Source organism: Arthrobacter sp. YC-RL1 (assembly GCF_001454985.1).
Lineage (GTDB): Bacteria > Actinomycetota > Actinomycetes > Actinomycetales > Micrococcaceae > Glutamicibacter > Glutamicibacter soli.
On record NZ_CP013297.1, the window covers coordinates 1,778,349 to 1,800,551 of the forward strand.

General features: G+C 61.9%; 24 protein-coding genes and 1 tRNA gene. 13 read left to right on the forward strand and 12 right to left on the reverse strand.

The features are described from left to right. Nucleotides 1-21: 21 nt before the first annotated feature. The 6 genes from ATC04_RS08300 (at nucleotide 22) to ATC04_RS08325 (ending at nucleotide 5,243) form a co-directional block, all read left to right on the forward strand. Nucleotides 22-783: a metalloregulator ArsR/SmtB family transcription factor gene (locus ATC04_RS08300; protein WP_231735940.1), complete on the forward strand. Its 762-nt coding sequence runs from the start codon at nucleotides 22-24 to the stop codon at nucleotides 781-783. Continuing rightward, nucleotides 780-2,240 carry a Fe-S cluster assembly protein SufB gene (sufB, locus tag ATC04_RS08305; RefSeq protein WP_047119328.1) on the forward strand — a complete coding sequence of 487 codons (1,461 nt, stop codon included), beginning with the start codon at nucleotides 780-782 and terminating at the stop codon, nucleotides 2,238-2,240. Before ATC04_RS08300 ends, sufB begins: the two co-directional genes overlap by 4 nt. Nucleotides 2,241-2,242: 2 nt before the next feature. Then, a complete protein-coding gene (sufD, locus tag ATC04_RS08310; RefSeq protein WP_047119327.1) occupies nucleotides 2,243-3,523 on the forward strand; it encodes a Fe-S cluster assembly protein SufD in 1,281 nt (426 codons plus the stop codon). Between the two features lie 45 nt (nucleotides 3,524-3,568). Beyond that, nucleotides 3,569-4,327 (forward strand): Fe-S cluster assembly ATPase SufC, encoded by a 759-nt coding sequence (gene sufC, locus ATC04_RS08315; protein ID WP_047119326.1) that lies wholly within the window; start codon nucleotides 3,569-3,571, stop codon nucleotides 4,325-4,327. A gap of 14 nt (nucleotides 4,328-4,341) precedes the next feature. Beyond that, a complete protein-coding gene (locus ATC04_RS08320) occupies nucleotides 4,342-4,686 on the forward strand; it encodes a metal-sulfur cluster assembly factor (RefSeq protein WP_047119325.1) in 345 nt (114 codons plus the stop codon). Nucleotides 4,687-4,898: 212 nt separating this feature from the next. Continuing rightward, nucleotides 4,899-5,243, forward strand: coding sequence for a metal-sulfur cluster assembly factor (locus tag ATC04_RS08325; protein WP_047119324.1), 345 nt, complete (start codon nucleotides 4,899-4,901; stop codon nucleotides 5,241-5,243). Here the strand turns inward: ATC04_RS08325 and ATC04_RS08330 are convergent. The 6 genes from ATC04_RS08330 to ATC04_RS08355 all read right to left on the reverse strand — a co-directional run bounded on the left by ATC04_RS08330 (nucleotide 5,240) and on the right by ATC04_RS08355 (nucleotide 10,650). Then, nucleotides 5,240-6,412, reverse strand: a complete 1,173-nt coding sequence (locus ATC04_RS08330) for a thiolase family protein (RefSeq protein ID WP_047119323.1) — start codon at nucleotides 6,410-6,412, stop codon at nucleotides 5,240-5,242. The two genes, ATC04_RS08325 and ATC04_RS08330, sit on opposite strands and share 4 nt — an antisense overlap. Then, nucleotides 6,409-7,848, reverse strand: coding sequence for a class I adenylate-forming enzyme family protein (locus tag ATC04_RS08335; protein ID WP_082123916.1), 1,440 nt, complete (start codon nucleotides 7,846-7,848; stop codon nucleotides 6,409-6,411). Before ATC04_RS08335 ends, ATC04_RS08330 begins: the two co-directional genes overlap by 4 nt. 4 nt (nucleotides 7,849-7,852) lie before the next feature. Beyond that, nucleotides 7,853-8,431 (reverse strand): BioY family transporter, encoded by a 579-nt coding sequence (locus tag ATC04_RS08340; protein WP_047119321.1) that lies wholly within the window; start codon nucleotides 8,429-8,431, stop codon nucleotides 7,853-7,855. Nucleotides 8,432-8,477: 46 nt separating this feature from the next. Beyond that, on the reverse strand, nucleotides 8,478-9,092 hold the full coding sequence (locus ATC04_RS08345; RefSeq protein WP_047119320.1) for an energy-coupling factor transporter transmembrane component T: 615 nt from the start codon (nucleotides 9,090-9,092) through the stop codon (nucleotides 8,478-8,480). Continuing rightward, nucleotides 9,089-9,778 (reverse strand): ABC transporter ATP-binding protein, encoded by a 690-nt coding sequence (locus ATC04_RS08350; RefSeq protein ID WP_052772391.1) that lies wholly within the window; start codon nucleotides 9,776-9,778, stop codon nucleotides 9,089-9,091. The genes ATC04_RS08345 and ATC04_RS08350 overlap by 4 nt, the downstream gene beginning before the upstream one ends. A 149-nt stretch (nucleotides 9,779-9,927) precedes the next feature. Beyond that, nucleotides 9,928-10,650, reverse strand: coding sequence for a LysE family translocator (locus ATC04_RS08355; protein WP_047119319.1), 723 nt, complete (start codon nucleotides 10,648-10,650; stop codon nucleotides 9,928-9,930). A gap of 155 nt (nucleotides 10,651-10,805) precedes the next feature. On the opposite strand from ATC04_RS08355, the gene ATC04_RS08360 reads away from it, so the two are divergent. Further along, nucleotides 10,806-11,252, forward strand: a complete 447-nt coding sequence (locus tag ATC04_RS08360) for an Lrp/AsnC family transcriptional regulator (RefSeq protein ID WP_047119318.1) — start codon at nucleotides 10,806-10,808, stop codon at nucleotides 11,250-11,252. On the opposite strand, the gene ATC04_RS08365 is transcribed toward ATC04_RS08360, so the two are convergent. Beyond that, entirely contained in the window at nucleotides 11,249-12,466 is a 1,218-nt protein-coding gene (locus tag ATC04_RS08365) for an MFS transporter (protein WP_047119317.1), read from the reverse strand. The genes ATC04_RS08360 and ATC04_RS08365 overlap by 4 nt on opposite strands. A gap of 311 nt (nucleotides 12,467-12,777) precedes the next feature. Between ATC04_RS08365 and ATC04_RS08370 the strand changes: the two genes are divergently transcribed. Further along, a complete protein-coding gene (locus ATC04_RS08370; protein ID WP_152666930.1) occupies nucleotides 12,778-14,451 on the forward strand; it encodes an FAD-binding dehydrogenase in 1,674 nt (557 codons plus the stop codon). A gap of 211 nt (nucleotides 14,452-14,662) precedes the next feature. Here the strand turns inward: ATC04_RS08370 and ATC04_RS08375 are convergent. After that, nucleotides 14,663-14,736: transfer RNA gene (locus tag ATC04_RS08375), tRNA-Arg, on the reverse strand. 160 nt (nucleotides 14,737-14,896) lie between these two features. Between ATC04_RS08375 and ATC04_RS08380 the strand changes: the two genes are divergently transcribed. The 3 genes from ATC04_RS08380 (at nucleotide 14,897) to ettA (ending at nucleotide 18,093) form a co-directional block, all read left to right on the forward strand. After that, nucleotides 14,897-15,751 carry a CPBP family intramembrane glutamic endopeptidase gene (locus ATC04_RS08380; protein ID WP_047120764.1) on the forward strand — a complete coding sequence of 285 codons (855 nt, stop codon included), beginning with the start codon at nucleotides 14,897-14,899 and terminating at the stop codon, nucleotides 15,749-15,751. Between the two features lie 72 nt (nucleotides 15,752-15,823). Then, nucleotides 15,824-16,297 (forward strand): single-stranded DNA-binding protein, encoded by a 474-nt coding sequence (locus ATC04_RS08385; protein ID WP_160309084.1) that lies wholly within the window; start codon nucleotides 15,824-15,826, stop codon nucleotides 16,295-16,297. Nucleotides 16,298-16,410: 113 nt separating this feature from the next. Then, nucleotides 16,411-18,093, forward strand: a complete 1,683-nt coding sequence (gene ettA / locus ATC04_RS08390) for an energy-dependent translational throttle protein EttA (RefSeq protein WP_053798281.1) — start codon at nucleotides 16,411-16,413, stop codon at nucleotides 18,091-18,093. Between the two features lie 75 nt (nucleotides 18,094-18,168). Here the strand turns inward: ettA and ATC04_RS08395 are convergent, their stop codons facing one another. Then, nucleotides 18,169-18,672 carry a flavin reductase family protein gene (locus ATC04_RS08395; RefSeq protein WP_060617005.1) on the reverse strand — a complete coding sequence of 168 codons (504 nt, stop codon included), beginning with the start codon at nucleotides 18,670-18,672 and terminating at the stop codon, nucleotides 18,169-18,171. A gap of 138 nt (nucleotides 18,673-18,810) precedes the next feature. On the opposite strand from ATC04_RS08395, the gene soxR reads away from it, so the two are divergent. Further along, nucleotides 18,811-19,314, forward strand: coding sequence for a redox-sensitive transcriptional activator SoxR (gene soxR / locus ATC04_RS08400; protein WP_231735941.1), 504 nt, complete (start codon nucleotides 18,811-18,813; stop codon nucleotides 19,312-19,314). Nucleotides 19,315-19,335: 21 nt separating this feature from the next. On the opposite strand, the gene ATC04_RS08405 is transcribed toward soxR, so the two are convergent. After that, nucleotides 19,336-20,196: an acyl-CoA thioesterase II gene (locus tag ATC04_RS08405; protein ID WP_047119313.1), complete on the reverse strand. Its 861-nt coding sequence runs from the start codon at nucleotides 20,194-20,196 to the stop codon at nucleotides 19,336-19,338. 201 nt (nucleotides 20,197-20,397) lie between these two features. Here ATC04_RS08405 and ATC04_RS08410 point away from each other — a divergent pair, with 201 nt between their 5' ends. Further along, nucleotides 20,398-21,057 (forward strand): hypothetical protein, encoded by a 660-nt coding sequence (locus ATC04_RS08410; RefSeq protein ID WP_047119312.1) that lies wholly within the window; start codon nucleotides 20,398-20,400, stop codon nucleotides 21,055-21,057. A gap of 80 nt (nucleotides 21,058-21,137) precedes the next feature. Here the strand turns inward: ATC04_RS08410 and ATC04_RS08415 are convergent, their stop codons facing one another. Next, complete coding sequence (locus ATC04_RS08415) at nucleotides 21,138-21,644, reverse strand: globin (RefSeq protein WP_082123915.1); 507 nt, start codon at nucleotides 21,642-21,644, stop codon at nucleotides 21,138-21,140. Further along, nucleotides 21,641-22,138: an OsmC family protein gene (locus tag ATC04_RS08420; RefSeq protein WP_047119311.1), complete on the reverse strand. Its 498-nt coding sequence runs from the start codon at nucleotides 22,136-22,138 to the stop codon at nucleotides 21,641-21,643. Before ATC04_RS08420 ends, ATC04_RS08415 begins: the two co-directional genes overlap by 4 nt. Nucleotides 22,139-22,203 lie beyond the last annotated feature (65 nt).

Sequence of the window (22,203 nt, forward strand, 5' to 3'; positions counted from 1 at the left end):
TATTCATCTAATTCAAACTCAGTGAGTAGCTCGACCAGCGTCGTCGCCGGCGCTGCGGGTGATACAGAGGAACGCACGCGCGACCGGGTCCTGAACGCTGTTCTCGAAGATGGGCCGGTCAGTGCAGCCGAGCTTGGCAGCAAGCTTGGCTTCACACCCGCGGCGGTCCGCCGTCACCTTGACGCCCTGTCCAAGGCAAGGCTCGTCGAGGTAAAGCTCGTGGCCAACCAGAAGACCGGTGCTGGCCGCCCGTCCCGCAGATACGTGCTCTCGCACCGAGGGCAGGCCAAGCTTGGCAACGATTACTTGGAAATCGCCACCGATGCACTGAAGGTGCTCGGTGAGGCAGCCGGCGAGGATGCGATCCGCAAGTTTGCCCGCGATCGATTTGCGGCGATGGAAGACCGCTACGCCAAGGCCCTGGCCGGCGTGGAAGGCCTGGAAGCCCGGGCTGACGTTTTGAGCGAACTGCTCAGCACGGACGGCTTTGTTGGGTACACCCGCAAGGTCGACACCAAGGTGGCTACGGCCCTGATGCATAGCGTCCAGCTTTGCCAGGGGCACTGCCCAATACAAGACTTGGCACGGGAGTTTCCGGTGTTTTGCGACATGGAAACCGAAATGTTCGCCCGCTTGATCGGGGTTGATGTGCGTAGGCTCTCAACCTTGGCCGGAGGCGGACACGTGTGCACGACCCACATCCCTGTGGGGCGTGAAAAGGCGCCAATGCGCGCCGAGAAGAGAACTCGAATTCAGTTCACGAAGCAGGAGAGGCCGCGATGACGGATCAGATTGCACAGGAGTCTGCAGACCCAGGTGTAATTTCCGAGATTCTGGAAAAGAACCCTGAACTCCAGGGAATCGGTAATTACGAATTCGGCTGGGCCGATAAGAACGACGCCGGAGCCAACGCGCGCCGCGGTGTCGACAAGGATGTAGTAGCTAACATCTCCGCTCTGAAGAACGAGCCGGAATGGATGCTGAACCTCCGCCAGAAGGCACTGAAGTACTTCGACCGCAAGCCTATGCCGACCTGGGGTCCAGACCTCTCGGGCATCGACTTCGACAACATCAAGTACTTCGTGCGTTCCACTGAGAAGCAGGCCACCAGCTGGGACGACCTGCCCGAGGACATCAAGAACACCTACGACAAGCTGGGTATCCCGGAGGCTGAGAAGCAGCGTCTGGTTTCCGGTGTTGCCGCGCAGTACGAGTCCGAGGTCGTCTACCACCAGCTGCGTGAGGACCTTGAGGCCCAGGGTGTTATCTTCCTTGACACCGACACCGGCCTGAAGGAACACGAAGATATCTTCAAGGAGTACTTCGGTTCGGTTATTCCGGCTGGCGACAACAAGTTCGCTTCGCTGAACACCGCGACCTGGTCGGGCGGTTCCTTCGTGTACGTCCCGAAGGGCGTCCACGTGGAGATCCCGCTGCAGGCCTATTTCCGCATCAACACGGAAAACATGGGTCAGTTCGAGCGCACCCTGATCATCGCCGACGAGGGCTCCTACGTCCACTACATCGAGGGTTGCACCGCCCCGATCTACCAGTCCGACTCGCTGCACTCCGCAGTGGTCGAGATCGTCGTGAAGAAGAACGCCCGCGTTCGCTACACCACGATCCAGAACTGGTCGAACAACGTGTACAACCTGGTGACCAAGCGCGCCGTCTGCGAAGAGGGCGCCACCATGGAATGGGTCGATGGCAACATCGGTTCCAAGGTCACCATGAAGTACCCGGCCGTCTATCTGGTCGGCGAGCACGCCAAGGGCGAGACCCTGTCCATCGCCTTCGCCGGCGAGGGCCAGCACCAGGACACCGGTTCGAAGATGGTCCACATCGCCCCGAACACCTCCAGCGCCATCGTGGCCAAGTCGGTAGCCCGCAACGGCGGCCGCTCGGCGTACCGCGGCCTGGTCCAGGTGCAGGAAGGCGCCAAGGGCACCAAGAACTCGGTCGTCTGCGACGCGCTGCTGGTTGACCAGATTTCGCGTTCGGATACCTACCCGTACATCGACGTCCGCGAGGACGACGTGACCATGGGCCATGAGGCAACCGTTTCCCGCGTTTCCGAGGAACAGCTGTTCTACCTGCAGTCCCGCGGCCTGGCCGAGGACGAGGCCATGGCAATGATCGTGCGCGGCTTCGTCGAGCCGATCGCGCGCGAACTGCCAATGGAATACGCGCTGGAACTGAACCGCCTTATTGAACTTCAGATGGAAGGATCGGTCGGCTAAGAATGTCGGAGACCACCACCCATATCCCGGAAGAGAAGTCGCGCATCGGCGCACCATCGATTCCCGGTTTCACCGAAGAGGGCGAAAACCTTTCGCCGATCAACGACTCCAACGGCTCGCCGCTGGGTGGCGCTTCATCGAAGGCGCACAGCCACGGCGGCGGCGTAGGCGTTCCGGACTCCTCGCGTGCAGGCCGTCTGACCAGCTACAACGTCGAGGACTTCGCCAAGCTGACCGGCCGCGAAGAGGACTGGCGCTTCACCCCGCTCAAGCGCCTGAAGGGCCTGCACACCGACGAGCTGACCGGTGCCGCCCCGAAGGTCGAGCTGACCGGCAGCGATGCAGTCGTGCTGACCGAGGTCGCCGCCGATGACGTGCTCAACGGCATCGCCCACACCCCGGATGACCGCGTCTCGGCCAACGCCTGGAAGTACGCTTCCAGCTCGCAGGTCGTCACCGTTCCGAAGGGCGCCGAAGGCGTGCAGGCCACCCTGCGCATCACCGGCGAGTCGCTGGATGCCGCCGCCCAGCACATCATCGTGGTTGCCGAGGAGAACACCGAAGCAACCATCATCCTGGACCACGTCGGCTCCGCCGTGCTGGCGCAGAACATCGAATTCGATGTCCGTGCCGACGCCCGCCTGACCGTGATCTCGCTGCAGGCCTGGGAGAACGACGCCGTCCATGCTTCCTCGCAGCAGGCGCTGGTTGCCGCCGGTGCATCGTTCAAGCACATCGCCGTCACCTTCGGTGGCGACCTGGTGCGCGTGAACCCGTCGGCACGCTTCACCGGCGAACGCGCCGAGATCGAGCTGTACGGCCTGTACTTCGCCGATGCCGGCCAGCACCAGGAGCACCGCCTGTTCGTTGACCACGCCGTGGCCAACTGCAAGTCCAACGTGCTCTACAAGGGTGCGCTGCAGGGCAAGGACGCGCACACCGTATGGGTCGGCGACGTGCTGATCCAGAAGGCCGCCGTGGGCACCGACTCCTACGAAGCGAACCGCAACCTGGTGCTGACCGACGGCGCACGCGCCGACTCGGTGCCGAACCTGGAAATCGAAACCGGCCTGATCGACGGTGCGGGACACGCATCGACCACCGGCCGTTTCGACGACGAGCACCTGTTCTACCTGATGGCCCGCGGCATCGACGAGAAGACCGCACGCCGCCTGGTGGTTCGCGGCTTCCTGAACGAAATCGTTCAGCAGATCGGCGACGAAGCTCTGCAGGAGCGTCTGACCGAGACCATCGAATCCGAACTGGCTGCAACTGACAACTAGTCAGTGCCTGTCTTCATCAGCTTTTAGAAAGAAACGGAACGACGTATGTCTACTCTGGAAATCAAGGACCTGCACGTCTCGATCGACACCGAGCAGGGCTCCAAGGAAATCCTCAAGGGTGTAACCCTGACCATCAACACCAATGAGACCCACGCAATCATGGGCCCCAACGGTTCGGGCAAGTCGACCCTGGCGTCGACCATCGCCGGTCACCCGCGCTACAACGTCACCAGCGGTTCGATCACCCTGGACGGCGAAGACGTGCTGGAGATGAGCGTTGACGAGCGCGCCAAGGCAGGCCTGTTCCTGGCCATGCAGTACCCGGTCGAGGTTCCGGGCGTGACCATGACCAACTTCCTGCGCACCGCCAAGACCGCTATCGACGGCGAAGCCCCGAAGCTGCGTACCTGGACCAAGGACGTCAAGGAAGCCATGGGCAAGCTGAAGATCGATGCCGACTTCGCACAGCGCAACGTGAACGAGGGCTTCTCGGGCGGCGAGAAGAAGCGCGTCGAGATCCTGCAGCTGGAACTGTTCAAGCCGAAGTTCGCCGTGCTGGACGAGACCGACTCCGGCCTGGACGTCGACGCACTGAAGATCGTCTCCGAGGGCGTCAACCGCGCCCAGGAGGAGAACCAGATGGGCACCCTGCTGATCACCCACTACACCCGCATCCTGCGCTACATCAAGCCGGACTTCGTGCACGTGTTCGTGGATGGCAAGATCGCTGAACAGGGCGGCCCGGAGCTTGCCGACCGCCTGGAAGAAGAAGGCTACGACCGTTACCTGAACGTCAACGCCTAGTTAGGAAAGTTCCCATGAGCGAAGCTACGGAACAGAGCAAGGGCTCCACGACTACTCCGCTGGAGGACGTCGAAGAAGCACTGAAGGACGTCATTGACCCGGAACTCGGAGTCAACATTGTCGACCTGGGGCTGCTCTACGGATTGAAGTACGCCGAAGACGGCGCGCTGGTCCTGGACCTCACCCTGACCACCGCCGCCTGCCCGCTGACCGACATCATCGAGGAGCAGGTAGCCTCCGCGCTGGAGAGCGTCGTCGACGATCACCGGTTGAACTGGGTCTGGATGCCGCCTTGGGGTCCTGAACGGATCACCGATGACGGACGCGACCAGATGCGAGCCCTCGGGTTCAACATCTAGTCACGGCTGAGCCACAAAGGCGCCGCACGAATTTCGTTTCGTGCGGCGCCTTTTGCCATCTGCTGTCGGCTCGCGGTACGGCTGCAGGGGCAAAATCTCTGCCCATTTCGACTCAGTGGGACTGGCGGTGGCAGGCGGCGCGAAGCCGTGCGTATAGTTCCCTGTATTCCAGTGAGGGCTAGCTCACATAGAGTGCGACAGGGGAGAGAATCGTGACAGAAACGACGCACGCAACCGCCAAGCTGGTTGCCAAGCCCATTGAGGACATTGAAGAAGCGTTGCGGGATGTCATTGACCCGGAACTCGGTGTGAACATCGTTGACCTGGGCCTCGTGTACGGGTTGCGCTTCGCCGAGGACGGCGCCCTGGACATCGACATCACGCTGACCAGCGCGGCTTGCCCGCTGACCCCGGTCATCGAGGACCAGGTGGAAAACGCCTTGCAGAGCCTCGTCGAGGCCTACCGCCTGAACTGGGTCTGGATGCCGCCATGGAGCCCCGAACACATCACCGAAGACGGCCGCGACCAGATGCGCGCGCTGGGCTTCAACCTCTAATCCTGCTTACTGGGCATCGATTCGAAGGCGACTGCGCTTCCGGTGCCTCCTGCGGCGGCCATCAACGCGACGGCACGCTGGCCCGGGGTGCGGGCCTGCTGGGCCTGCCAGAATAAACGGGTGACCAGGACCGCTCCGCTGGCCCCGTAGGGATGCCCGAGGGCCAAGGCTCCGCCTTGGCGGTTCACCCGGTGTTCGCCAATGCCCAATTCGTCCAGGCAGGCCAGCGCCTGCACCGCGAACGCCTCATTGAATTCAATCAGCGCGTCGCTGCGCGTGGGATCCTCGCCGAGCAGGCGGACCAGATTCCGGTAGGCGGGCGTCGCCGCCATGCCGAGGATTTCCGGATCGCTCGCTCCGGAGGCCGCGCCGAGGTAGCGCAGGGCAAAGTCAGGTTCCAGCTGTTCGAGCATCCGCTCGCTGGCCAGCACGACCGCGGCCGCGCCGTCGTTGATCGGGCAGGCGTTGCCCGCTGTGACGCTGCCTCCAGGCACGAAGGCCGGCTTGAGCGCTGCGAGCTTGCGCGGGGTGAGCCCCGGGCGCGGGCAGGTGTCGGCCTCGACCAGCCCGTCTGAAGTCGGGATGCCCACCAGCTCGGCGCTGAATGCCCCGGATTCCATGGCCTGCAGCGCCTTGCGGTGGCTGTCCAACGCGAACTTGTCCTGCCGCTGCCGGCTGATGCCGTAGCGCTGCGCGATATTCTCCGCCGCGACTCCCATGTCCGGGTCCGGATCGGGAACTGGCGTGAAGCGCGCCCGCGAATAGAGCCGCGGCTGCATCATGGGATCGGTCTGCTTCTCCACGCGCCACGGCGCGGTGCTCGCGGATTCAACACCTCCGGCAATCACTAGGTCCGCTTCGCCGCAGCGGATCATGCGCGCCGCCGCCGCGATGGATTCCAGTCCGCTGGCGCACTGCGCATCCACGCTGGTGGCCGGAACCGTCTGCGGCAGCGCCGAGGCGAGAGCCGCAACCCGGGCAATGTTCCCGCCCGGTCCGGCGGCGTTGCCGGCATAAACATGGTCCACGGCCTGGGGTGCAATGCCCGTGCGTTGCAGCAGCGCATCGACCACGGTCCCGAGCAACCTGTCCGCGGTGATCCGGGTGAACTCCTTGCCTGCGCGGACAATCGGAGTGCGCGCGGCGCCGATAATGTAGGCGTGATTCATCTCAGGGCCACCTTCGCTAGGTCGGGAATACTCGAATCGGGAAGTTCGGCGTCGGCGATCTTTCCGCTGGAAGTCATCGGCCAGCGTTCAAGAAATACCAGTTCGCGGGGGATCTTGTAGCTCGGCAGCAGCTCGCGCAGCCGGCCGGCAAGCTCCGGGCCCGGCTGCGGTTCCGTGCAGGTGTAGGCCAGCAGCGTTTTGCTGCCGCCGCGCAAGGACATGCGGATCCGCACGTCCGCCAGGCCAAGCCGTGCGAAGGCCTGCGCGATTTCACCCGGATGCACGTTATTGCCGTTGAGGTTGAGCATCGCTCCGCCGCGTCCGTGAAGTTCCAATCGGCCATCGTCGAGCAGCCGCCCGAGGTCGCCGACGCTGGTGGAGGCTCCGCACCGGTTGATGCACACGGCGCCGGAAGAATCGTAGCCTTCGGCGTTGAACGGGCTGTCTACGAAGATCGCGCCCCCGGGCGAAGCCCCCTCCTCACGGTGGATGTGCACCTTCACCCCGGGGAACGGAATGCCAATGAAGTTTCCGGCGGGCTCTTCGCCTGGTTCGCGGTGGCGGTAGGCAATCAGGCTGTGCTCCGAGCTGCCGTAGTATTCGGTGCAGGCCGTCGCAGGGGTATCGGTGAAAATCGTCTCCACCGTGGGGGCGGGCAGCGGTTCACCGCCGCTGACCACCGTGTTAAGCGAGTCCAGTGCGCCGTCGGGGGACGCATCGAGCAGCCGCTGGATGATCGTCGGGACCGAGACGATGTGGGTGCAGGCGTACCTTCCAAGCAGGGTGCGGGCCGTATCGGTGTTCCAGCGTCCGCTGGCCAGCAGGGTTCCACCGGTATGCAGCGATTCGACCAGCGCGTACAGTCCGAGCCCATGGGATATCGGCCCGGGGCATAGGGTGAGCGCGGCGGGAACTGCGCCGAGGATCGCGGCGCCCGAGGACAGCGACTGCTGCCATGAGCCCTGGCTGCGCACGATTGCCTTGGGCTCGCCGCTGGATCCGGAGGTGCAGATGACCAGCAGTTCGCGCTCTGCAGAGGCCGGCCGGACCGGGTGCAGGGGACCTGCGCCGTCAACTGGAACCGAATGGGTGGAGAAACCAAGGTTTTGGAGCACAGCTGCGTGCTCCGGGGCGGTGACCACCAAGGAGGCTCGGAGGCGTCGGGCGGTTGCTGCTAGCTGTTCCTGCGTCCAGGCTGGATCGAGGACAACCAGCGACTTTCCGGCCAGAACCGCCGCATGGAACCCGACCGCCATGGCCACCGGGTCCTGGGTATGGATGCCCACGCGCAGGCCCGGGTGCCGGCGAAGGCGCGTGGATAGACCTTGGGCCCGAAGCATCAGCTGGCCGAAGGTCAGTTCCTCCTTGGCGGAGGCCACTGCGATCCGGTCCGGCGTGCTTCGAGCCCAATGCTCCACGGCAAGCGAGAGATCCACGAGGTTACTTCAGCAGTCCGCGGTAGCTGCGGTGGACGGTCAGGGCGACGAGCGTGGCCACCACTGCCTTGAGCAGGTCACCGGGCAGGAATGCGAGGGAGCCGACCAGCGAGGTCTTCAGGTCGAGACCGGTGACGACCGCGGTCCACGGGACGCCGAACAGGTAGATCACCACGATGCCGCCGAGGATGGTGGCAACCAGGCCGGACACCAGCTGCAGGAGCTTGGACTGCATGCGGATCACCCAGTACTTGAACAGCGCACCGATGACCAGCGAGCCGAAGAACCATCCGACCAGGTAGCCGCCGGTTGGGCCCAACAGCACACCCAACCCGCCGCGGCCTCCGGCCAGCAGCGGCAGTCCGGCCACGGAGAGCACGATCACGACCAGCGAGGCCAAGGAGCCGCGCCAAGGGCCCAGCATGGCGCCGGCGAGCATGACGCCCAGGGTCTGCAGGGTGATCGGCACCGGGATGACGCCCAGGGTGATGGGCGGAACCAGTCCCATTGCGGCGATCATCGCCGCGAAGACTGCGACGTACACGGTATTGCGTGTTTGGGAGGGGGCGGTGGTGGTGGACATGGGTACTCCTAGAGACGGGTGAAGGCGATGAAGGGTGGTGGGGCGGCTAGAGCCGGTGGTGCCGTGCCGGTGCGGAATCATAGCCGCGGGCGTCGAGCGCTTCGGCGGTCTCGTCCGCGATTTTCAGGGATCGAATGACCAACGGGACGCTTACCGCGAGCGGGTTGTTGCCCAGACCGCGGGCGTGCTGCGCCTCGCGGACCTCAAGATAAACGCGTTTGAGCTCCGGGATGAACCGGATGGCCATGGACAGGGCCAACGCGATCTGCGCCGGATTGGCGCCGAGAACGCGCAGGGGAGAAGCGACCTTCTGGAACAGCTCCAGCATGGCGTCGAAACTCGTGGTCAGGCTGACCGAATAGGCGAATATGCACATGGTGAGCAAGCGCAGCACCGCGATGGTTGCGTTGAGCCAGCCTGTTTGGATTCCCAGCAGGATCAGCACCACAGCGAGGATGGCGGCCAGCGTTACCAGCGGCATGCGCAGCTGCTTGAAGTCCACCCGGGCCGATACCAGCGTGGCGATGCTCACGAGCAACAAGGCCAGCAGCACTTGCCAGAAGGAGATCAGATACAGGCTGATGCTGATCGCCAGCAGGGTTCCGAACTTCCATCCCGCGGGGATTCTGGACAGCCACGACGTATTTTTCGCCGCGATCATGCGTGGCTCCACTGACGGTAGTGGGCAATGGCCTGGTCCGGAGCCCCGTCGAATCCGATGCCGCCGTCGGTGACCACCACGACCCGGTCGAAGTCCGCGAGGATCTCCAAGTCATGGGTGACCACGATGGCCCGCTGGTCCAGCCGGGCGATTTCTCGTTGGAATGCCAGCCGGTTCTTCAAGTCCAGCATGGTGGTCGGTTCGTCGAAGACAATCGTTCGCGGCTGCATCGCGATGACAGCGGCCAGCGCGACCATCTGTTGCTCTCCACCGGAGAGGGTGTGGCTTTCACGCTCCGCGAGATGCGTGATGTTCAGCTGCGCCAGGGTGTCGGCGACGCGGAACTGGCGTTCCTGCTTTCCGAGTCCGAGATTTTTCAATCCGAAGGCGATGTCTTCGGCCACCAGCGGCATGATGATCTGGTTTGCAGGGTTCTGGAAAACGAACCCCACATCGCGCCGGATCTGCTTTGCATGCTTGGCCGTGGTGAGCTCGCCGACGCGGACGGTGCCCGTGGTAGGCAGGACCAATCCGTTCAGCAGACGGGACAGGGTGCTCTTTCCCGCACCATTGGCACCGATGATTCCGATGCGCTGTTCGTTGAGTGCGAGCGTGAGATTGGTCAGCACGTCACGGTCGTCGTAGCTGACCGTCACGTTCTCCAGTTGAATCTGAGGTAAGTTCACAATGCTCCAGCAGGTCACTCATGCAAGGCCGATGAGATCTGCTGGGTGCAGTTCGATCAGTCATGCTCTTAGTTCATGGCTTGGGTGGCCACAATTAAGAGGATACTTGATCACCGTTCAATTTTCTTGATCACTGTTCAAGAAAGTAGCTATACGACGAAAAACTGCTCGTAAATCAAACCCAGAGCGAGGCCGATCATGATGATTCCGGAGCTGAAGGTCACCATGCGGGCGGCCACGGGCCTGGAGCGAAGCAGGACCCGGGCGGCCTTGGCCACGGAGAAGTACACGGCGATCGATACCACGAAGTGCCCGAGGCCGAGAATGGCCGTTTGCACCGTCATCGGCATGGGCTGCGCGCTATCGAGGAACTGGGGGATCAGTGCAACATAAAGAAGCAAGGCCTTGGGGTTGGTGCCGCTGGTGAGCAGACCCTTGAAGAACGGGGCGCGCCATGCGCCGGCGGACTTCACCTCGGTCGGGGCCTTTTGCAGCAGGGCAACCGAAGCCGACGCCTGCGGGGCGTCCGGTGTAGGGTCGGTGGCGACTTCCTGGAGTCCCGGGCCGGCGGAACCGTCATAGAACTTGGCTTTCTTCCAGCTGCGCAACGTCGAGATGCCAAGCCAGAGCAGGTAGAGCGAACCGGCCATGGTCAGGCCCATCAAGAGATTGGGGGAGCTTGCCACCAGGGCGGCCATGCCGCAGACCAGAAGTGCGGTGTGGAACAGGTATCCGGAGAGCAGGCCCCAGACTGCCGGGCGGTAGCTGGTCTTTCCCAGCGCGGAGGAGATGATGTAGGCCCAGTCGGCGCCAGGGGTGCAGGCAAGGGTAATTGAAACCAGCAAAAAACCCGTCAGCTGACTGATTTCCATTGTTCCTCCAGTGTGTATCTGATGACCTGGGAACAACGTTAGGAGAAAAAACGGGAATTGTGCTTGCCGAATCTTTGCCTTGACGGACCACATGAGCAATATAAATCATTCTTACTCAGAACTTAAGCAAAATATTTGTGCAGTACTATCAAGCTATGGATAAATTGGATCGCGCCATCATAGCTGAACTGCAGCAGGACGGGCGAATGAGCGCCACTGCTGTTGCCGCCCGCGTCGGACTATCGGTTGCGCCATGTCACCGACGGATGCGCGAGCTGGAACGGTCCGGTGTGATCACCGGATACCAAGCCGTGGTCGATCCGAGGCAACTGGGGCTCGGATTCGAGGCGCTGGTGTTCGTCACGCTCAGGGACCGTTCGCATTTGAAGGAATTCGAGGCAGCCGTCGAATCGGAGGAGCTCATCGTGGAGGCGCAGCGCCTGTTCGGCGAACCCGACTTCCTGCTGCGGGTATTCGCCAAGGATCTGCCGCACTACCAGCGGGTCTATGACGAGGTGCTGGTGAACTTGCCGGCGGTTGAAAAGTTGACCAGCACCATTGTCATGCGAAACATCAAGGGCAGGGCGGTCCTGCCGGTCTAGCCGACACTCGTAATCTTTGCCGGCACGCGGGTTACGCGTGGTGTCAGCAGCAAGGACATCAACATGACCCCGAAAGCGATCCACAGGGCTTCCGGCAGGCCGGTATGATCGACGGCGAATCCGATCAGTGGTGGGCCGGAAAGCATCGCGCCGTATCCGAAGGCGCTGATGATGCTTACAGCGTTGGGGCCAAGTCTGCTGCCCTGCGAGGCGGCGATGGTCATGCCCACCGGGAAGCCCAATGAACTTCCCAGGCCCCACATGACCGCTGCGATTCCAAGGACGATAGGGCCGTGGCCGATCAGGAATATGCAGATGCCGGCCAACCCTATCGAGCCCATGAGCAGCAGGGTGCGCCGTGGTCCGACGCTGTCCACGATCTTGCCACCAGCAAACCGCCCGGCCGTCATGGCTGCCACGAAAAGGGTGAACATGAGCGCGCCGGTGTGATGGGGCAAGCCATGGCCATTGACGGTTGCCAGAGCAATCCAGTCATTGGCCGCGCCTTCGGCGAAGCTTAGGCCGGCCACCATGAGCCCGAGCAAGAGCAGCAGGCCCAACTTTTGGTTCGACGCGGTATTGCTCCTGTTCGACGGTTTGGATCGAGTTCCGTAGTTTTCTTGTTCCCAGCCAACTAGCCCCACCTGTGCCAGAACGGCGATAGCCACCAGCATGGCGGCGACAATCGAGAAATGCCAGATGGTCAGCATCCGGAGGCTAATTGTTGCCGTCGCGATCCCCGCGCCGAGTAGCGTTCTGAGACTGAAGAATCCATGGAATATCGGCATGAGGCTTCGCCCTTGATGCCGTTCAACACGAGCGCCGCTGACATTCATCATGATATCCAGGCATCCGAAAAATATCCCATTAATAAAAAGGAAGATGAACGCAGTTATTGGTGTGCGCGTAATTGAAATTGAAATACCAAGGGCGACAAGGCACGCAGCGAGTAGAATTGGGAAGTAGAAAAGTAGTTTTCGAGTATTTATTTTTCTACTAATTATCGGAATTATCGAAATGCCCAATAGGGTTCCCGCGGTCATGCACAGCAGGAATGAACCGAACGTCAGGCCCGAAAAATTGAAGACCTCATCAATGACGGTCAGGCGACCGGCCCACGATGCGAAAGAGATGCCAGCAGCTAGAAAAATGAGATTAATGCTAGTCCGCTCGGTGAGAACTCTCCGAGAAGCTGTGCTGGTGGCCTGTGTCATTTACCCTTTCGCCCTTCAACGTGAAACTGCTTAAAAGTTTATCTCATTCCGCGTTAGTTTCCTTGCGTGATGCCCTCGTTAGAGCGATTTTCAGTGTCGGTGTTGCGCTTGCTCGTATGCCATTCACAGAATCGGATAATGCGCCCGCCTCAGCCTGATTGGTCCAGTCGAGATTAGATCCTCGGGCTCTGTAATTATTGCCCAAGTCAAACAAATGCAAGGCTGGTGTGATTTGCCGATGCCACGTAGGCTCTGAGCATTATCTGAAGCTCTTCCAACGAAGCGGGGATATGGTAGTGGGAGCCAAGGCACTGAAAACTGATGTGGTGATCATCGGATCCGGGTTGTCTGGACTGGTTGCGGCGGCCGAGGTCATAGACGCCGGGCTGCACGTAACCGTCCTGGACCAGGAAAACTCGAACAATCTCGGCGGGCAGGCATATTGGTCATTCGGCGGGCTGTTTATCGTTGACTCGCCCGAGCAACGGCACCTCCGTGTCAAGGACTCCTTCGAGCTTGCTTGGAGCGACTGGCGGGACAGCGCACAGTTTGATCGGCTGGAAGATCAGGACGCCTGGGCTGTGAAGTGGGCCAAGGCCTATGTTGAATTCGCCGCTGAGGAAAAACGCTCGTGGATTCGCGAACAGGGCATCGAGCTGACTCCGGTTGTCGGCTGGGCCGAGCGGGGTAGCGGCGCCGCGGGAAGCCACGGGAACTCCGTTCCACGCTTCCACATTTCATGGGGAACGGGTACTGGCGTTAGCGGCCCCTTCGCAGAGAAAGTTCTTCAAGCGCACCGGGACGGCAAAGCAGATCTCTGCTTCAGGCATCGGGTGACCGAACTCGTCGTGACTGATGGGACCGTCACCGGGGTGCGCGGCAGCGTCCTGGAGCCGGATGCCAGTGCCCGTGGCGTCAGATCCTCTCGGGTCGTCGAAAGCGAGTTCGAGATCCATTCGCAGGCAGTGGTCGTGGCCACCGGCGGGATCGGGGGCAACCATGATTTGGTCAGGAAATACTGGCCGGACCGCCTTGGCAATGCGCCAGCCCACATGATTTCGGGGGTGCCTGCGTACGTTGATGGTAGCGGACTGGACCTTGGCGAAGCTGCGGGGGCAAACGTCGTGAACCGCGATCGCATGTGGCATTACACCGAAGGAATCAGAAACTGGGACCCGATTTGGCCACTGCATGGCATCCGGATACTCCCGGGTCCCACATCAATGTGGTTCGATGCAAACGGCAACCGCCTGCCTGCGCCCGGTCTGCCGGGGCACGACACCATCGGTACCCTCCGTCATCTGAGAACCGATCCGAGCTCTTCCGCGTTTGACCATTCGTGGTTCGTCTTGAACCAGCGGATCATCGAGAAAGAATTCGCGCTCTCCGGCTCCGAGCAGAATCCGGACCTCACCAACCATGATCGCAAGGCAGTGGTCAAAGACCGGCTTTTCGGCAAAGGCGCCCCGGCTCCCGTCGCGGCGTTCCTGGAGCATGGGGCGGATTTCGTGTCATCCGATACTCTCGAAGGCCTGGTCGCGAAAATGAACGCGATTGCGCCAGAGGCACAGTTGGACACGGAACTCCTGCGCCGGCAAATAGAATCACGAGATCTCCAAGTGGAGAACGCCTTCAGCAAGGACTCGCAGATGCAAAGCATCCGGAATGCGCGCAGGTATCTGGGCGACAGGCTCATGCGCGTCGTCGCGCCGCATCGGATCCTCGACCCTGCCGCCGGGCCGCTGATCGCCGTGAAGTTGCATGTGCTGACCCGCAAGTCGCTTGGCGGATTGCAAACCGACCTCTCGGGGCGTGTGCTGTCTCCGGAAGGCAGGCTTCTGAATGGACTCTACGCCGTGGGGGAAGCCTCAGGCTTCGGCGGCGGGGGTATGCACGGATACAACGCTCTTGAGGGAACTTTTCTGGGCGGTTGTCTCTTCACCGGTCGCCAAGCAGGTCGAGCCATTTGCTCGCAGGTCATCTAACGGTGGAGAAAGCGCGGTCCGCAGCACGCCCTCGCGCTGGCTCACAATGCCAGTCGCGATCGATCAGCCCGGTTCAGGGACCGCCTGCAGTGACAAGAGCCTTGTCAATGTTGGCATCCGGGGATTGCGGCGGACTGGACTAGAGGTTTCTGACCGAAGAAAAGAATCGCCGTGCACCTGTTTGACCAAGTGAACGGCGGTTCCTGTTTTGCGCCCCCGGCGGGATTCGAACCCACGACCTAGAGATTAGAAGGCTCTTGCTCTATCCAGCTGAGCTACGGAGGCAGAACCCAAAATAGTTTAGCCTATGGTTCGCATGGAACGCGATTCGAAACGGATAGGGTGGGATTGGCAGTGGTTTTACAGTTGCTGATTAGGCGAGGTTAACGTGCAGCGATGGAAAATCGGGAGAGTTCAAGGAACTGTGCTGTTCTGTCTCTTGAGCATGATTCTTGCGTGGATCGTCGCCATGCCGCTATGGCTTGGCGGGGGACTTGCCCATCCATCATTCAGGTGGATCGCGCTGGCGATGATGATCACTCCGAGCATTGCGGCTGTTATCGTAGCGTCCCTCGAAGGGAAGCTCGGTAAATTTTTTGAGCACGTCGGCATGTGGCCAGTGCGCCGTCCTTGGCGGTTCATCACCGCCATGCTGCTCGGAATACTGATTCCGGTGTTCTTGATCCTCCAGGCGGTCTTCGTCGGGTCCTGGCTCGGCGTCTTTCCCGGGGATCTGCAGAACTTCACGATCTTGAAAATCGTTTCAGGCGAGGATGGTATCGGCCACTACCTCGCAGATCAGGGTGGTTTGATCCTTGTTGCGGGACTGATGAACCTGCTTCCTGCTCTGGGTGAAGAAGTCGGTTGGCGTGGCTGGTTGTGGCCCCGCCTGCAGCCGATGGGCCAACTTCCCGCCATTCTGATTTCCGGAATCGTGTGGGGAATTTGGCATGCACCACTAATCCTTCTCGGCTACAACTACCCGTTGGCCGACGCAGCATGGGGCGTAGTGTCCATGTGTGGAATGTGCGTTGTGGTGGGCGCATTCTTCGCCTGGTTGCGGACCTTCTCCCAGTCGGTCTGGCCTGCCGCCCTCGCCCACGCGATCTTCAACGCCAGTGCGGGACTCGTATCGCTATTCATGGTGATGGGCGTAATCCTTGATACGCAAAAGGCCTCGATCCTCGGATGGTCCGGGTGGATCCTTCCTGCAATTCTGATTGCTGTCATGCTGTCCGTCCGCGCCTTCGGCGAACCGGCAACACCGCGATTATCCACAGATCGTCCGATTCGGTCCTGAATAAAAGGAGCATGGCTGAACATGGAGTGGAAGCCGGCATTCGCTGGTTCCACGTTCAAAGGAGAACAGGCCATGACCGATTTGATGACCATCCGGGGGATTGTCGGTACGGAACCGCAATTGAGCATTACCCCGAAGGGGCTCGCGGTACTCAAGTTCCGTGTTGCGACTCATGAACGCAAACGCGACGGCGAAACCGGGCAGTGGGTCGATGGCGCAACCAGCTGGTTTTCCATCTCGGCATTTCGCGCCCTGGCAGAAAACGCGATGGAGTCGATTGCCCAAGGAGACCATTTGGTGATCTTCGGAAAACTGCAGATTCGACAGTTTGACCGGCCCGACGGCACCCGGGGGATGAGCGCCGACCTCGAGGCATATTCGCTGGGCCATGATCTCAGGTTCGGCACGTCGCTATTCACCAAGGTTCGCAGTGACGGCGGCGAAGCCGAACGCGTGACGCACACCTCGGCCGCGGGGAATTCTCGATCTTCGGACGAAGTGCGGGGAGAGAACATGTGGGCCAGCGAGGACACCGACGCGGCCTGAAACCCGCAAAACCTTCGGTGCCCGGGCGGACTTTGTGAATCCGGGCACCGTGAGAGGAAGATTCTGCCCCATGGATTGGGTTTTGGAGCCTGCGACAGACTAGCCTTAAGGGTATGGCGGAATTCATTTATACGATGACCAAGGCTCGCAAGGCCGTTGGTGACAAAGTCATTCTTGACGATGTCAGCATGTCGTTCTATCCGGGCGCCAAAATTGGTGTCGTGGGCCCTAACGGTGCTGGTAAGTCAACAATCCTGAAGATCATGGCGGGGATTGATACCCCGTCGAACGGTGAGGCTCGACTCTCACCAGGCTACTCGGTCGGCATCCTCCTGCAGGAACCGCCGCTGAACGAAGAAAAGACTGTCCTGGGCAACGTCCAGGAAGGCGTTGGCGAGATCTACGAAAAGATCCAGCGCTTCAACGAAATCTCCGAAGAAATGGCCCAAGACGGCGCCGACTTCGATGCCCTGCTGGAAGAGATGGGCAAGCTGCAGGAAGCGATTGACGCTGCCGACGCTTGGGACATCGACAACCAGCTTGAACAGGCCATGGATGCCCTGCGCTGCCCGCCGGGCGACGAAATGGTCACCCACCTCTCCGGTGGTGAGCGCCGTCGTGTAGCACTGTGCAAGCTGCTTCTGCAGAAGCCGGACCTGCTGCTGCTCGATGAGCCCACCAACCACTTGGACGCCGAGTCGGTCCTGTGGCTGGAGCAGCACCTGTCGGCCTACCCGGGCGCCGTACTGGCCGTGACCCACGACCGTTACTTCCTCGATCACGTCGCCGAATGGATCTGTGAAGTCGACCGCGGTCGTCTGCACCCATACGAGGGCAACTACTCCACCTACCTGGAGAAGAAGCGCGAACGCATGGAGGTCCAGGGCAAGAAGGACCAGAAGCTGGCAAAGCGCCTGGCCGAGGAACTCGAATGGGTTCGCTCCAACGCCAAGGGACGCCAGACCAAGTCCAAGGCCCGTCTGGCACGTTACGAGGAAATGGCAGCTGAAGCCGAGCGCACCCGCAAGCTTGACTTCGAAGAGATCCAGATCCCGCCAGGCCCGCGCCTGGGCCAGGTAGTTATCGAGGCCACGGACCTGAAGAAGGGCTTCGGCGACCGCGTCCTCATCGACGGCCTATCGTTCTCGCTGCCGCGCAACGGCATCGTTGGCGTTATCGGTCCGAACGGTGTCGGTAAGTCGACCTTGTTCAAGACCATCGTGGGCATGGAGCAGCTGGACGGCGGCAACCTGAAGGTCGGCGAAACCGTCAAGATCTCCTACGTTGACCAGAACCGCGAAAACATCGATCCGAACAAGAGCCTGTGGGAAGTTGTTTCGGACGGACTGGACTACATCCAGGTCGGCCAGGTCGAAATGCCTTCGCGCGCCTATGTTTCGGCGTTCGGCTTCAAGGGCCCGGACCAGCAGAAGAAGGCAGGTGTGCTCTCCGGTGGTGAGCGCAACCGCCTGAACCTGGCACTGACCCTCAAGCAGGGCGGCAACCTGTTGCTGCTCGATGAGCCTACCAACGACCTCGATGTTGAAACGCTGTCCTCGCTGGAAAACGCGCTTCTGGAGTTCCCGGGCTGTGCAGTGGTCGTCTCCCACGACCGTTGGTTCCTGGACCGCGTGGCCACCCACATCCTGGCCTACGAGGGCACCGAAGAGAACCCGTCGAACTGGTACTGGTTCGAGGGCAACTTCGAGTCCTACGAAGCCAACAAGATTGAGCGCCTGGGCCCGGATGCAGCGAAGCCGCACCGCGTCACCCACCGCCGCTTGACCCGCGACTAAAGATTCCGGGTAAGGGAAAAGCCGCCACGAAAGTGGCGGCTTTTTTCGTACCCCGGCGCGGGCTCCTGTGAGCGCCTAGGTGTTTGGCGAGGCGGCCATGAGCCCGGACAGCCGGAGGTACTGGCGGTCTTGGTGGAGCAGGTGCTGCTGGTGGGTGCCGTGCAGGATCTCGTGGACCTCGGCGGCGATCAGCCGGGAACCGCCGATGCCGATCGAGGAGTGGAGGCTCGCGCGAAGCGCCACCGGAGCATGCGGGAAATACGGTTCACCGGTGGGCAGGAACTGGAATCCCTGTTCCTCGGTGAAGCGGGGAGCTCCCGGCTTGGCAAAGTTCGTTGCCAGTTCGTGATGGTCTTCGCCCAGCAGGTGGATCATGAAGCTCGATGCGGACAAGACCGCTCCTGCGGCTCCGGACTCCTTGGTCAGGGAAAAGGACACAGCGACGGGTTCAATGGACAGCGAGGCCAGCGATGACACCGTCAGGCCGTAGGGAATGCCGTCGACCGTTGCGGTGATGAGCGCGACGCCGGCGGGGTGATGACGGAATGCGGTACGGAAATCATCAGACAAAGTCGACATATTCACTGATCCTTCTGCTGGGCTGTATGGGGCAGTCCAGTGTTGGTCAGGGCCGATGCTGGCCCTGAATCTAAACCATCTATACGCCCCACACTAAGACTTCAAGTAAACTTGAGGTCAAGCGGAGGTGTGGTGATCATGGACACAATGAGCGGCAAAGAGCTGGCTCGCGAGATGCCCGGGCAGGAACTGCTGAGCATCGGCTCGGTGAGCGAGCGAACCGGGGTCGCCCGTTCGGCCCTGCACTATTACGAAGACGTGGGACTCATTGCGTCGCTTCGGTCGGCGGGCAACCAGCGCCGGTATCCGCGGCACATGTTGCGGCGTATCTCGCTGATCACCGTTGGCAGCAAGCTGGGTATTCCGTTGAGTGACATCAAGCGAGCGCTTGAACCGGTGCCGATGAACACCATGCCCTCCGAAGCCGACTGGCTACGGGCGACAGCCGAATGGAAACGGGTCCTGGAAGCACGCCGAAGGGCCATCGAGGAACTCGAAGACCGCTTGATGGGCTGCATCGGCTGCGGCTGCCTCTCAATGCAGGCCTGCACGTTGCTGAACCCGGACGACGCGCTGGCCCAGGAAGGCTCGGGCGCGCGCCGCCTGGAAGCCGCCGACGACGAGGACTTGCGCCCAACCTGACCCGGCCCGCCGCTGGGCTCGCTACAGCGAGTCCTCCGGCAGCCTGACCATTCCTTCCTGAGCCACCGTCGCCACGAGCGTTCCCTCTCGGTTGAAGAACTGCCCGGTCCCCAGCCCGCGGGCCGATGAGGCCGACGGCGAATGCAAGACGTACAGCAGCCATTCATCGGCGCGGAAATCCCGGTGCCACCACATTGCATGGTCCAGGCTTGCGACGCTCAAGCCCGGGTGGACCCAGGTCTTGCCGTGGGCGCGGAGCACCGGTTCCAGCAGCATGTAGTCGCTGGCGTAGGCCAGGGCGGCGCGATGCAGCGCCGGGTCGTCGGGCAGCTTGGCGGTGGTGCGCAGCCAGACGACGGCCTCGGGGGACTTCTCGAACTTGTGCGGAAGGTAGATGGCGTCGGTGACATGCCGGACGTCGAACGGCCTCTGGTAGGCCCACTCGCGGGCCACCGGGTGGTCGATGTGCCCGATCAGCTCGGCCGTGGTCGGCAGCGTCTCGGGGTCCGGGGCCGAGATCGGCAGCGGATCGTGGTGCTCGATGCCCTGGGCCGGTTCCTGGAACGAGGTGATCATCGACAGGATCGGCTCGCCGTTCTGGTAGGCGTGCACACGCCGTGCCGAGAACGAGCGTCCGTCGCGCAGGCGCTGGACGCCGAAGGTGATGTTCTGGGTGGGGTCCCCGGGGCGCAGGAAATAGCCGTGAAGCGAATGCACAGCGCGGCTGGGTTCGACCGTGCGCGTTGCCGCGACGACGGACTGCGCCAGCACCTGGCCGCCGAAGACGCGCCCCAAGGTGTGCGACGGCGTATGTCCGACGAAGATGTCCTCGTCGGTTCGCGCATGGTCATCGCCATCCAGATTGAGCAGATCCAGCAGCATTTGTGTTGTGCCTAGTTCTTCGGACACGATCTCGACTCCTTCAGGTACATAATGCGGAGGAAGGGCAACGCCGTGTACCGCAAAGTAACATGACGTCTTCCATCCACAGTCTCATCGTCCAACTATACGTTTCATGGCAGTTCATGACGCCATTAGCGGAAGCTGGGATTTGCCGAACGTGAGTCGTGAGACCATGAATGCATGGCAAGCAGCGCATTAGTTTTTGACGACAATACCTCCGTGGCGGATCTGGCGAACTTCATCAGCCGCGCCAAAACTGTGGAAGACGATGCGGCGCTGCTCATGGCCCGGGGTGCCGCGCTGGCAGTCTACGTCCCGGTACTGGTTTCCGCAGACCTGGGCCAGGGCGAATACACGATCCTCGCCATGCGGGTGCACCGGTTGGCCCAGCCGGCGGAGCTGACGCGCAGCTACTCCCTGGCTTCGATGCAGGACCGCCTGGCCCGCATGACGGACGGCTCCGTCGAGTTCTCACTTCCTCCGGTGCAGGAGAACCCCCGCTGGGCCGGGATCTCGGTACCGGTTTCGGGATGGATCGATAGCGGCGCCATCGCCGACGACGTGCTGCGCAGCGCGGCCCAAACGGGTATCGATGCCGTGGCCAAGGCCCTTCCCGAGAATCCCGGAAAGCCAGTGGTCGCCCAGATCCGCCAGCGGATCTGGTCATCGCCGATTGCCGGTGCCGAGCACGAGCTTCCCATGGGGGCAGCCTTCGCGATGCAGGCCCTGGGATTCCTGGCACCGGGAAGCGAAAGCCGGGTCTTCCGCAACGGGAGCTGGGTGCGGATTAGCAACGGCCGCGGGCACGTGGTGCTGCGCAGGTCCTCGCTGCTGGGCTAGGCGGCAGCGCGGGGCGTTAAGCGAACCATGGGCTGGAACTCCTTCGGGGGAGTTCCAGCCCATTCGCTCTCTGCGGCAGGCTACATGGTGTCCGGGGTGTTCTGCAGCGAGTGCGCGGCGCGCTCGAAGTAGTCGCGCAGCGTCTCGGCCTGGAGCATCGGAAGCTCGAGCTGGTCGATGGCCTTGTTCATGTGCCCCAGCCAGACGTCGCGGTAGTGCGAGTTGATCGGGTAGTTGTGGTGGCGCATGCGCAGGCGCGGGTGGCCTCGATGCTCGGAGAAGGTCGTGGGGCCGCCCCAGTACTGCTCCAGGAACAACTGCAGGCGCACCTGGGCCGGGTGCAGGTCTTGCTCGGGGTACATCCGGCGGAAGTCCTCGTCCTCGGCCACGGAGGCGTAGAAGTTCTTGGTCAGCTGGGCGAAAACCGGTCGGCCGCCGACTTCCTCGTAGAAGGTTCCTGCGTACTGCGAGATATCCACCGGCTCCTGCGCCAGGTCGAGGAATTCCTGCGAGGATTTCCCCATCACCAATGGGTTGCTCATGGGGTCGCGTCGGGCGACCTGCGGAAGGAACTGTGGTTCGCTCATTGGCTAAGTCCTCGGGTATCTGTCGGTTGGAAGGTGACTGGCTCGTGCAGGACCGGGAAATTCACGGACCGCGCGATAAAACAAACCTTGTTGGCCTCGTGGTGCAGCGAGTCGGCCAGTTCCCGCTGGGACTCGTCGGCGAGTTCCACGCGGGGATGCAGCACCACCTGGGTGAATTCTCCGCTGTTGTCGCGGTTCAGGCGTAGGGTGCCGGTTGACTGGTCGCTGTAGCCGGTGACCACGACGCCGTGGGTCACCGCCACATGCAGGTAGGAGAGCATGTGGCATTGGGTCAGCGCCGCCAGCAGCAGCTGCTCGGGATTCCACCGGTCCTTGTCGCCATGGAAAGTGGGGTCGGCGGTCCCGGGAAGATCGGGCAGGCCCGGCGCCCGGACGATGTGGTCCCGGCCGTAGCTGCGGTATCCCTCGGTGCCGGACCCGCGGTTGCCGGTCCAGTCGATGCTCACCTGGTATCGGTGCTGCGAGAGGTCCATGACCCCATTCTCCCACCCTTTAAACGAAACGTGGTGTGCCTTCACGCACACGGCGCGTGGCACAC